Below are 12,004 nucleotides of genomic sequence, written 5' to 3' on the forward strand. Positions count from 1 at the left end.
AACATCTATAATACACATCCAAAATATCTGTAAACCCGCCCCGCCCCACCGACAAACTAACAACACCTGCAATACAAATCCCGTAGGGGCGGGTTCACCAACATCTATAATACACATCCAAAATATCTGTAAACCCGCCCCGCCCCACCGACAAACTAACAACACCTGCAATACAAGTCCCGTAGGGGCGGGTTCGCCAACATCTATAATAGACATCTCCCAAAAAGCCTGTCAAAAACAGGCAGGATGCCTGTTCCACAATAATTAGTGGAGATGTCTAATTCACATCCAAAATATCTGTAAACCTGCCCCGCCACACGGTAAATCCGTAGGTTTGATATTAGGTCCGATCGACCCTAATATCCCGGTCGGGGCGGGTTTAATGAATCTCGGATTTCTGTCGTAGATATTGGCGAACCCGCCCCTACAATAATTATATCTATTTAAATCTTGCTTTTAAACTCTCAACACAGCTCTTTCGGGATTTTCGGGATTGGGAACTAAACGCTGATTTTTGCAATCTACCAGCAAGTCTAAAGTTTCTAACACAGTTTGACCGATTAGCACGATATCGCCTAAAACCATTGCCGCCTCAATCGTCTCGCGCCCTTCCATTTCAATAATTCTAGGCCCAGTAACTCCTACTGTTTCTTGTCGTCCATCAGCATACTTTGCTATTTCCTGACTCCGAATTCTTAAACCTAGGTGTTCGCAAACTTCTACAGGAATTGCTGTGCGTACTCCGCCAGTATTTATCACTGCTTCTGCTTCGCAAACGCGCACAAGATTGGGTTTGAGCAATCCTCGATTAACCAAGCCTTCGTCAATTGCATTCGTGAGCTTGACATTGACTCGAACTGCACCCATATTTTTGCTGATTTGACTTAGATCGCGATCGATATTTATCATACAACCTCTCTTGGCGTATAGAAAGCATACCTTCAATTCTAGCTTGAAATGCTTGCAGCTACAGGTTAAAACCTGTAGGCTGCAACCGCAAATTATCGCTAAAAATTACTAATCTTCAGCATAAATATAGCGATACAATTCGCTCGGATCGGGCTCGGGGCTGTTCTCAGCAAACTCCACCGCATCATCAATGACAGCTTCGATCTTTTTGTCGATCTCTTTTAATTCTTCAGCAGTTGCTAAAGTGCGATCGATCAAATCAGCAGCCAACTTCTTAATCGGATCGCGGGGGAACCAATATTCCTTCTCTTCCTTAGAGCGCAACTCATCAGGATCTGCCAAAGAATGGCCTCGAAAACGATAAGTCAAAGCCTCGATCACAGTCGGCCCTTCGCCGGCGCGCGCCCGCGCTACAGCTTCCTTCGCCACTTCCCGCACCGCCAAAACATCCATCCCGTCAACCTCGACGCCAGCCATGCCAAAAGCATGAGCTTTCTTGAAAATCAAGGGGTCAGAAGTAGCTCGTTCGTGGGCCATGCCGATCGCCCATTTGTTGTTTTCCACAACATAAAGAATCGGCAACTTCCACAAAGCAGCCATATTCAAACACTCAAAAAACTGCCCGTTATTTGCAGCGCCATCGCCAAAAAAACAAGCTGTCACGCCATCGGAACTCTCATCCCCCAAAGCTTCGCGCCGGTACTTCGATTGAAAAGCTGCCCCCGTAGCTACAGGAATCCCCTCAGCCACAAAAGCATAGCCTCCCAACAGCCGGTGTTCGGCCGAAAACATGTGCATGGAACCGCCGCGGCCCTTCGAGCAACCGGTTTCTTTCCCGAACAACTCCGCCATTACTTCCCGCGCCGGCACGCCCGCGCTCAAAGCGTGAACGTGATCGCGGTAGGTGCTGCTGACGTAATCGGTACTATCTCGGCGCATCGATCGAATCACGCCAGTTGAGACAGCTTCTTGTCCGTTGTACAAGTGGACAAAACCAAACATTTTGCCCCGGTAGTACATCTCAGCGCATTTATCCTCAAAAAAGCGCCCCAAAACCATATCCTCGTAGAGCATCAAGCCCTCATCCCGAGAAATAGTTACGCTCTGCGCGTCAAAAACTGGTAGAGTCCGTTCCATAAAAAATTAATACCCGATCGCCTTGGTAAACATCTAAATTTAAACCGACAGAGGACACAACCGCAGCAGAAAATGGTCGAAGATTTTGGCAGCAGCAGTTCAGAAGTTGTTAAAATCAGGGAAGCAGGGGGCAAAATGCCAGTCCCAGGCGGCGCCGGCTCCCGCAGAAACCCTCCTCAAGTTTTCACTAATGCTTTTGTTACAAACCAACCTTAGCTAAGATAGGCTAATTCAGTTGCTAGCGCTTTTTGGGGAAGTGGACGCTGTGTTAATTCCACTAGATTACTACCGGATTTTGGGTCTACCGATTCAAGCTACTGCCGAACAGTTGCAGCAGGCTCACCGCGATCGAACTTTACAGCTTCCGCGCCGGGAGTATTCCGAAGTTGCGATCGTCGCCCGCAAACAACTGCTCGATGAAGCCTGCGCCGTTCTGTCAGACCCAGACGGGCGCAAAGCTTATGATGCCAGTTTTTTAGCCAAAACATACGATCGAGAGTCGGAAGCAGCAATTGCAGCCAAGCAGAGGTCGAAAACCTCGGCAGGGGCAGCTACAGTGTTGCAAGACACGGGAGAAACTGCTGAGCCAGAGTCCAAGGCTTTAGACGCTGCTGCTGACCCCCACACTCCAAGTATTGAAATCGATGACAACCAATTCGTAGGAGCCCTGCTCGTACTGCAAGAACTGGGGGAATACGAACTCGTACAGAAGCTGGGTCGCCCGTATCTCAACAATGGCAGCATCGCGATCGACGAAGGCCGCTTCGGCGACCCCCAGCTCGTGCGGCCAGATATAGTTTTAACCGTAGCCCTGGCCTGCCTAGAACTCGGTCGCGAACAGTGGCAGCAAGGTCAATACCAAAATGCCGCCAAATCACTAGACGCAGGTCAAGAACTGCTGCTGCTGGAGGGCTTATTTCCAAGCGTGAGGGGTGAAATGCAAACCGATATATACAAACTCCGTCCGTACAACATTTTAGAATTACTATCGCTCCCGGAAGAAAAAGTCTCGGAGCGCCGCCAGGGACTGCAAATCCTGCGAGAAATGCTCGAAGAACGCGGCGGTATCGACGGCTCGGGGGACGATCGATCGGGTTTAGGCATAGAAGACTTCCTCCGCTTCGTCCAGCAACTGCGCAAACACCTAACCAGCAGCGAGCAGCAGACTCTATTTGAAGCCGAAGCCGGTCGCCCCTCCGCAGTCGCCACTTACCTCTCGGTCTACACCCTGTTAGCCCAAGGATTTGCCGCCAGACAACCCGCGATGATCCGCCGCGCCAAGCTGATGCTGATGCAGCTCGGCCGCCGCCAAGACGTTCACCTCGAAAAAGCCGTGTGTTCCCTGCTGCTGGGCCAGACAGAAGAAGCCAGCAGAGCCCTCGAACTCAGTTCGGAAAAAGAACCCCTCGCCTTCATTCGCGAACATTCCCAAGATTCTCCCGATTTGTTGCCGGGACTCTGCTTGTACGCCGAACACTGGCTGCAAGAAGAAGTGTTTCCCCACTTCCGCGACTTGGCTTCCCAGTCAGTTTCTTTGAAAGATTATTTTGCTGACCCGAAAGTCCAAGCTTACCTAGAAGCTTTGCCCTCGGATGCAGAAACCGCCAACGAATGGGTTGTCGTGCAGCCCCGATCGGGCAAACCCCAGGGGAAACTGCAACCAGCGGGCGATCGCCCGCCCGCACCTCCACAGCCGCCCTCCGCCAAACAGGTAGCCAGTAGTGTCACCTTGACCCCCGTACCGGTGGACACCTCCAGCGCAGCTTCAGCGCCGAAATACCAGGCAACGGCGGCAGGAATTGGGGCGGCGGCGGCCGTCTCTCTCCCGACAACTACGGCGGGACGCCCCGCAGCCTCGACCTCAAAACACCGCAGGCGCCCCCATTCAACCGGGCCCAGCGGAGCGATCGGTCAGGGGCTAACAGGCAATTTTGCCGATCGGGCGCGCACCATAGCAGCACAAATTTCGGCCCAAGTCAAGTCCCTGCCACCAAACAAGCTGGCTCTGCTTGTAGTCGCAGGTGTCCTGAGCCTGTTAATCCTGTGGTGGATACTCAGTCTGTTGGCGAGTGCCATGCAAGCCCTGTCGGGCCCATCCCTGCAAGGAGAACAAGCCTCCGTCAGCCTGGAAGCACCGCCCGTAGAAATCCCCGCCGCTTCTGCGGCCCCAGAGCCTCGCGCCGCCGCCGCCCCAGTCTCGGGAGAAATCACCGACGAAGCAGCGGGACAAATAGTACAAAGCTGGCTGTCAGCTAAAGCAGCGGCTTTGGGCCCCAATCACGCTGTCGAAGAATTACAGCAAGTTCTCACAGAACCGGCTTTGTCTCGCTGGCAATTGATGGCAGATGCTCAACAGAAAAACAACGCCCACCAGCGTTACGTGCACAAGCTAGAAGTTAAAGGAGTTAAGACAAATCCGACTAATCCCGATCGCGCGGAAGTAGAAGCCCAAGTCAGCGAAAAAGCCGAAACGTTCGATCGCGATCAGCTAGTTACTTCCCGCAACGAAAACCTGCGCATCCGCTACGACTTGATCCGCCAAGACGGACAGTGGCGGATTATGGATTGGCAAGTGATGAAGTAAGGCGTTGATAATTGGTAATAGTGTTAAATTAAGCCTAAAACCTTTTGTATCTCTCGTTTACAGCCGAGCCTAGATCCCCCTCGCATACCCCCTACTCCCCCTTCAACCAGGGGAGTAGGGGTTGACTTTGACGCTTACTCCTGTCCCCCCCTTGGGAAGGGGAGTAGGGGTCGAGTAGGGGGCAAGAATTCGGGGGGATCGAAACTCAACTAAAAGCGAGAGTTTTTAATAGTTTTAGTCGAAAATTGACACAAATTCATAAATAGGTAAGGACCAAAAAACATAGTATCTTGTAGGGGCGCGTGCCAGCTAAGAATATGTAATAAAAGCGAGAATATGAATGCAAAACCCGCCAGACCAATGTAATGTTTATTTGTCACCACTTACTTCATTTATAGTTACTAATTGCTAAATATCAAGTGCTGATAATTATTAATAAGTTTAATTGCTAAACTCGGAGTTATAACTTGCAGATTATTGTTGAAGGCTGGCGTTTTATTTATCATTCCTACTGCGTAGCCAATCAATTTCAACTGCTAGAAATGCTGGCTCGTCCGCGAAGACAAATAGAGCTTTTCCACCGGGATATGCCCTACATAGACGCAGCTTGGGAAACAAAAATTAGTTTGTTCGATCGCCCAAATGAAACTTTACTCCGCAGCATTAACAGCCCTGCGGTAAATCAGTCAGCGGATGTTACGCTGCGAATGTACTGCCCGTGGGACTTTGCAGCATCCAGCAGCGCCGAAACTTGGGTATTTGCAGCGACAGAATGGGGGATTGTTACCCGTACAGTATTGCAGGCGATCGGCGTTAGGTCGATCGCACAAACCCCCGTTAATTCAGAAGTAAAAATTATCACACCATCGGCGTGGTCAAAAGCCGGCTTAATTCGCAGCGGTGTTGAGGGCGATCGCATTGCCGTGGTACCTTTGGGGGTCGATCCTGAGATTTATTATCCTGCTGCGGGCGATCGGCGTCAATCGCTCAGGGACAGCTTCGGCTGGTCAAACTATTTTATATTTTTAAACATCGGCGGACAAACCGATCGCAAAGGCATTCGCCCTTTATTAAAAGCCTTCGCTGCGGTAGTTGACAAATATCCCCATGCCAGATTAGTTTTAAAAGGTTCTGAACTGCTTTATCCGTCGAGAGACGAGATTGCTGAAGGCTGCCGAGTTGTGTTGAACGATGCGGAAAGAGCGAGGGTTTTACCGAGATTAATTTATACTGGCAAGCAGCTATCTTTTGCTCAAATAGCTGAGTTTTACCAAGCAGCGGATGTTTATGTTTCTCCCTATTTGGCTGAAGGTTTTAATCTGCCGGTGTTGGAGGCTGCGGCTTGCGGTTTGCCGGTTATTTGCACGGCGGGCGGCCCGACTGATGATTTTACGCGATCGGATTTTGCACTGCGGATTGAGAGTAAATTTACGGCTGTGGCGATCGACGGGGAAACCTTATTTATGTTAGCTCCTGAGTGGGAGCATTTGACGGATTTGATGCTCAGGGCGATCGAACAGCCTGGAATAGCTGCAAATGCTAGGGTTGCGGGTCCGGGTTTTGTGGCGGATAATTTTTCTTGGAGGTGTGGAGTCGATCGATTGTTTGAGGTGATTGGAGGGGATAAAAAGAGTGAGGAGAAATCTATTTTTGAGCCAATAATTTTGTAGTTTGGGCGTTTCAATCCCTAGTAGGGGTTTAGGTTGATTGCAATATTAAAACTGAATTGATGAAATATCTTGAGATATTGTTTCAATCCCTAGTAGGGGTTTAGGTTGATTGCAATCCGACTCTCATTTCCTCCCCTGCCAGCGGGTGAACTGAAGGTTTCAATCCCTAGTAGGGGTTTAGGTTGATTGCAATCCGAAATTTCGGACATTTTGGGAAAGCCCCGGACTGGTTTCAATCCCTAGTAGGGGTTTAGGTTGATTGCAATTTCCGGCGCAACAGAGTCGATATCCCTTTCCCATGCCACGTTTCAATCCCTAGTAGGGGTTTAGGTTGATTGCAATCTGGGTCAAAGTCAAAAAACAGTAAGACTTTTGAGTTTCAATCCCTAGTAGGGGTTTAGGTTGATTGCAATTCATCCAGACGCCAGGGCTGGAGAAATTAAGCATTTGTTTCAATCCCTAGTAGGGGTTTAGGTTGATTGCAATCTTTGCATGACATTTTTAACTAAGTTCGCAAGCTGGTTTCAATCCCTAGTAGGGGTTTAGGTTGATTGCAATTCACCCTAAAACTTCATGCAAATTATTGGACTTGTTTCAATCCCTAGTAGGGGTTTAGGTTGATTGCAATCTTATTGGGACGGTTGGCTTAAGGCTGCTGGCGACGTTTCAATCCCTAGTAGGGGTTTAGGTTGATTGCAATTCTAGGGCTGTCCGGTTCTCTTGCAGATTCGTGGTTTCAATCCCTAGTAGGGGTTTAGGTTGATTGCAATTTGAGGGTCAAAACTGCTGTTGGAATTTTGAATGTTGTTTCAATCCCTAGTAGGGGTTTAGGTTGATTGCAATTTTGTTAGCTCGGTTAGTGCGTTAATCTGGCTTGTTTCAATCCCTAGTAGGGGTTTAGGTTGATTGCAATACTGGAAGCTAGCTATCTCTTTAAGTTGCTGCTTTTGTTTCAATCCCTAGTAGGGGTTTAGGTTGATTGCAATCTAGCTAATTCAAGGGCAACTGGCTGTAAATCAAATGTTTCAATCCCTAGTAGGGGTTTAGGTTGATTGCAATGTTGAGAAGATGGGGGATTTACGACGGAGGCAAAGTTTCAATCCCTAGTAGGGGTTTAGGTTGATTGCAATACATTCTCTACCAGCTTCCAAACTGTTACCGTAGCGTTTCAATCCCTAGTAGGGGTTTAGGTTGATTGCAATTTTAGGTTTCAAGTTGGGGGATAAGCCCGCGATCGTTTCAATCCCTAGTAGGGGTTTAGGTTGATTGCAATCCCGGAGGGATATGTCGTTGCGGTGGGCAACGTTTCAATCCCTAGTAGGGGTTTAGGTTGATTGCAATAAGGAGGACTAATATCATGAACGCAATTTTTCAGTTGGTTTCAATCCCTAGTAGGGGTTTAGGTTGATTGCAATGCTTCTTGCCATTTATCACCGTGCAGCCTCTTCGTTTCAATCCCTAGTAGGGGTTTAGGTTGATTGCAATCTAAATCCTGACGAAGCCTGTTAATAATCGGACTTTGGTTTCAATCCCTAGTAGGGGTTTAGGTTGATTGCAATGTGTTCGCAGAAACGCTAAAGCTTATGGTTATTACGTTTCAATCCCTAGTAGGGGTTTAGGTTGATTGCAATTTTTGGGTGATTCATAAGCTTTGCTGCGGGGTTTTGGAAGTTTCAATCCCTAGTAGGGGTTTAGGTTGATTGCAATACATCATTTTAACTTGCGACTCCATCCAGGATTCCGTTTCAATCCCTAGTAGGGGTTTAGGTTGATTGCAATTCGCAGTTCCTTGTGTCCTACAAGTCGCACTTCGTTTCAATCCCTAGTAGGGGTTTAGGTTGATTGCAATCCTTGATCGATGTTCCCGACCAGTTCCACAACTTCTGTTTCAATCCCTAGTAGGGGTTTAGGTTGATTGCAATCCCAATAGCCCTAGCGGAAACCGCACCGACATTAACTACTTGTTTCAATCCCTAGTAGGGGTTTAGGTTGATTGCAATGCCAAAGAGCGCTAGCAAACCGCCTCCGACAGCAGTTTCAATCCCTAGTAGGGGTTTAGGTTGATTGCAATTCTACTTATTGGTGGGGTACTAATAATGCAGCAGGTTTCAATCCCTAGTAGGGGTTTAGGTTGATTGCAATATGTGCTTCAGTTAAATGTTTTGTCGCTGCTAATAGATCCGTTTCAATCCCTAGTAGGGGTTTAGGTTGATTGCAATAGATGACACCAACGTGCCAATAAATACCTTCGTAGTTTCAATCCCTAGTAGGGGTTTAGGTTGATTGCAATGTTTCTGGTGCAAGTGCTACAAGCACTTTATTGTTTCAATCCCTAGTAGGGGTTTAGGTTGATTGCAATAATGATACGTAATTTGCGTGTCTTCTTCTAGTTCGTTTCAATCCCTAGTAGGGGTTTAGGTTGATTGCAATTTAGTTCGACTACCCGGATAAGGATGGCACAGGGGTTTCAATCCCTAGTAGGGGTTTAGGTTGATTGCAATTTATCAAGGATGGGCGATATATTACACAGTTACGGTTTCAATCCCTAGTAGGGGTTTAGGTTGATTGCAATGTTTCGGGATTGCTGGAGTCGTTCTCAGGAGCCTGCAAGTTTCAATCCCTAGTAGGGGTTTAGGTTGATTGCAATCGATCGGTCTTTGGCATCCAGCAATTCCATCTCAGGTTTCAATCCCTAGTAGGGGTTTAGGTTGATTGCAATAAAGAACTTGAAACGACGATCGAATTCAGCATCGTTTCAATCCCTAGTAGGGGTTTAGGTTGATTGCAATAATTAATATTGCAATTGTGGACGGAGCCAAACGCCGTTTCAATCCCTAGTAGGGGTTTAGGTTGATTGCAATTTTTCCACGATCCGCCACTGCCATATCTTTTATGTTTCAATCCCTAGTAGGGGTTTAGGTTGATTGCAATTAAAAATCCGGTGGTATTCTTTGGCTTGTGGATTAGTTTCAATCCCTAGTAGGGGTTTAGGTTGATTGCAATAGCAGGAGAGGAAGCAGAGGCAGCACAGCAAAGAGAGTTTCAATCCCTAGTAGGGGTTTAGGTTGATTGCAATTTCCTGTGGGAATGGCTACCGCTGCACAAATTCCACTGTTTCAATCCCTAGTAGGGGTTTAGGTTGATTGCAATGGCAAAGTAATAATCGGCGAAAGATTCAACGAGAAGTTTCAATCCCTAGTAGGGGTTTAGGTTGATTGCAATTGGCGAGATGATAAAGTAGTCACAACTATTTAAAAGTTTCAATCCCTAGTAGGGGTTTAGGTTGATTGCAATAACCTTATAAATTTTACAAAAACGATACTTAAATGTTTCAATCCCTAGTAGGGGTTTAGGTTGATTGCAATAGCAGGTTTCTGGAAGCCTTACTGTATTTGGTTTTCAAGGTTCGTTTGCGATGACCTAGATCAAAAGTATCATTTCAGCCTCTGGCTTGTCAAGAGGCCACCTGCCAAAAACTCTGTAATCTTTTTCCCGTAAGGTTTTCAGCGTTTGCGACGATCGATTTTGACTCCAGACAGCCTCAACCCCTTATCCCTCATGGAATCCAGCCACTTTTTTTCAGGCCCGCTTTTTTACACCTACCGATCGTCGCAAAATACAAAAGAGGAGCCCCGCGACTCCTCTCTCCAAACCCTCCAAACCAGCCTCTCAAACAAAAAACACCGTATTGTCCCTCGGAGGATCTCCACCAATCCGTTCCACCTTACCCTGACAGCAAGCGCACAGAGGATAGAAGCGGATATTATCTCGATCGCACTTAAGCAGCCTATTCAAGCGCGATCGCAACTTAGCATACTGAGTCGGAGTCAGTTCGCACTCAAAAATACTGTACTGTACCCACTGCCCGTAAGACTTGAGAATGCTGTGTATCTTAGTCCGCCGCTTGTCATCAGAAACATCGTAACTCACAACAAAATACATAATAAACCTCCGCGATCGCTCTTATCTGATTACCAAAGGCGGATATTTGTCAACTTCCCCCATCAAATACTTCGCCAACAGCCGCCCCTGAATTTCAAAAGCTTCTTGGTAAGTATGCAGAACACCCATCACCGGATGCTTAAATTTAGATTGCTTCTTTTCTTCGTACAGGCGCAGAAAAATTTTCAACCCATCCTTAGTCAAAGAAACAGCCCCACTCAAAGGTTCCGTTATAAAATCATCAGGACTCAACTGCCCCTTATTTACAGCCGAAAATACCAATGTATCCACAACCAAAGGGCGAAACTCTTCCATCAGATCCAAAGCCAAAGAAGGGCGGCCGTAATGTTCCAAATGCAAGTATCCTAAATAAGGATCAAACCCTACAATATTTACAGCACTTTGAACATCATGTCGCAGCAGCGAATAGCCCAAACTCAACAAAGCATTAACCGGATCGGTTGGAGGACGGCGGCGGCGGCCTGGAAATTGGAACTTTGACGACTTGATTAACTGATTGAAACAGCCAAAATAAGCCGCACTCCCAGCCCCTTCCAAGCCTCTCAGAGAAGCGATCGAGTTAGTTTTGTCAATAGGCGCGATCGCTCCTTCCAGCCGCTTAACATGAGATTGCAAATCCAGTTGAGAATCTTCCCGTTCTCGTCGCAATAAAATAGTCCGGTAATTTTTCAGCTTCCCGCGTACAAACCCCTTCACTAAATGTATTGCCATCTCAGATTCACCTGCCGCTTTCCACTGAGCCGAGCGCACAAAAATATTCTTAGTAACTTCAGGCTCCAGCCTGCCTAAATATCGCCCAGTTCCCGTGAGAAAACTCAAAGGAATGTGACGGCTGAGCAGTTCAAAAACCACAGCAGGCGAGACAGTAGCTCGTCCAAAAACAACCACACCATCAACCTTAATTAACGGCACATCCAAAAGATTTTTCTTGTCCGCTTTGACAGTGAGACGTTCATCAGTTTTGCCAATAAACGCATCATCTTGAGTAATGTAAACAGTCCCCATTTTGAACTCTCCTGTGAATAAACTAACCAACTTCCTGATAGCGGCTTACCTTCTCGGTAGCTTGCGGCAAACACTGCGAATAAAGGCTGCATCCTTTGCAGCGAGGTTTGTAAACAGGCTGGGGGATAATCCCTTGGCTAAAAAGAGCCTTGATAGCAGAAATAGTCACAACTGCTTCTTGTCTCAACTCCTCAGAAATCTCCACCTTTTGCCGCTGGTGCGACTGCGCGTAATACACATAACCAGTCGCAATACTTTTCCCCGTCATCTCCTCCAAACAAAGAGCCTGAGCGCACACCTGCAACTCATCGTTATCCCATTCCCCCTTGCGCCCCCGCTTGTACTCCACCGGATACAACTCACCATTCTCCGATTCAATCAAATCCGACTTACCAATCAGTTTGTAGCGCTCCGACTTCAGCCAAATCGCCCGCACCTGCCAAGTTTCATCGCGGTTAATCTCGCCCATAGTGTGAACGCGATCGTGCAAAGTCGTCCCTTCCACGGTATACTGGTTGTCCGCAAACTCCCCCGCACACACCATCCGCCAGCAGCGGTGAGGACAGTAAGAGTATTGGTTCAAGGAGGCGATCGAAATGTAATCATCAGTATCATTCATAAGCCTAAAACCCTTTGTATTTTTCGTTGATAGCCAAGTCTCGATCCCCCTAAATCCCCCTTAAGAAGACCCACTTTGAACGCTTTGAGTCCCTCGCTTTTACCTGAGTCTAGATTC

Annotated in this window: 8 protein-coding genes and 1 CRISPR repeat array; of the genes, 2 read left to right on the top strand and 6 right to left on the bottom strand. The window is 47.6% G+C overall.

The window, feature by feature from the left end; genetic code table 11:
• The 3 genes from QUB63_RS08425 to pdhA all read right to left on the bottom strand — a co-directional run.
• The coding region (locus QUB63_RS08425) for a hypothetical protein (RefSeq protein WP_332944432.1) at positions 1 to 216 on the bottom strand (216 nt) is incomplete at its 3' end.
• Between the two features lie 240 nt (positions 217 to 456).
• Positions 457 to 909: a clan AA aspartic protease gene (locus QUB63_RS08430; protein ID WP_332944433.1), complete on the bottom strand. Its 453-nt coding sequence runs from the start codon at positions 907 to 909 to the stop codon at positions 457 to 459.
• 108 nt (positions 910 to 1,017) lie between these two features.
• Positions 1,018 to 2,046 (bottom strand): pyruvate dehydrogenase (acetyl-transferring) E1 component subunit alpha, encoded by a 1,029-nt coding sequence (gene pdhA / locus QUB63_RS08435; RefSeq protein WP_332944435.1) that lies wholly within the window; start codon positions 2,044 to 2,046, stop codon positions 1,018 to 1,020.
• A 265-nt stretch (positions 2,047 to 2,311) separates the two neighbouring features.
• On the opposite strand from pdhA, the gene QUB63_RS08440 reads away from it, so the two are divergent.
• Together QUB63_RS08440 and QUB63_RS08445 are read left to right on the top strand one after the other, a co-directional pair.
• The gene (locus QUB63_RS08440; RefSeq protein ID WP_332944436.1) at positions 2,312 to 4,630 is read left to right on the top strand and encodes an IMS domain-containing protein; all 2,319 of its coding nucleotides are present in this window, start codon (positions 2,312 to 2,314) and stop codon (positions 4,628 to 4,630) included.
• A gap of 467 nt (positions 4,631 to 5,097) precedes the next feature.
• Positions 5,098 to 6,300 carry a glycosyltransferase family 4 protein gene (locus tag QUB63_RS08445; RefSeq protein WP_332944437.1) on the top strand — a complete coding sequence of 401 codons (1,203 nt, stop codon included), beginning with the start codon at positions 5,098 to 5,100 and terminating at the stop codon, positions 6,298 to 6,300.
• Between the two features lie 7 nt (positions 6,301 to 6,307).
• A CRISPR array of direct repeats spans positions 6,308 to 9,665; the repeat unit is 37 nt; unit sequence GTTTCAATCCCTAGTAGGGGTTTAGGTTGATTGCAAT.
• Between the two features lie 304 nt (positions 9,666 to 9,969).
• On the opposite strand, the gene cas2 is transcribed toward QUB63_RS08445, so the two are convergent.
• From cas2 to cas4, 3 genes are read right to left on the bottom strand one after another with little or no spacing between them, the layout of a single operon-like run.
• Positions 9,970 to 10,242 carry a CRISPR-associated endonuclease Cas2 gene (gene cas2 / locus QUB63_RS08450; protein WP_332944438.1) on the bottom strand — a complete coding sequence of 91 codons (273 nt, stop codon included), beginning with the start codon at positions 10,240 to 10,242 and terminating at the stop codon, positions 9,970 to 9,972.
• A 21-nt stretch (positions 10,243 to 10,263) separates the two neighbouring features.
• Positions 10,264 to 11,268 (bottom strand): type I-D CRISPR-associated endonuclease Cas1d, encoded by a 1,005-nt coding sequence (gene cas1d / locus QUB63_RS08455; protein WP_332944439.1) that lies wholly within the window; start codon positions 11,266 to 11,268, stop codon positions 10,264 to 10,266.
• A gap of 22 nt (positions 11,269 to 11,290) precedes the next feature.
• Positions 11,291 to 11,887 carry a CRISPR-associated protein Cas4 gene (cas4, locus tag QUB63_RS08460; protein WP_332944440.1) on the bottom strand — a complete coding sequence of 199 codons (597 nt, stop codon included), beginning with the start codon at positions 11,885 to 11,887 and terminating at the stop codon, positions 11,291 to 11,293.
• Positions 11,888 to 12,004: the final 117 nt, after the last annotated feature.

Origin of the sequence: Microcoleus sp. ARI1-B5 (assembly GCF_036705795.1) — a bacterium.
In the GTDB taxonomy this organism is placed as follows: Bacteria; Cyanobacteriota; Cyanobacteriia; order Cyanobacteriales; family Microcoleaceae; genus Microcoleus.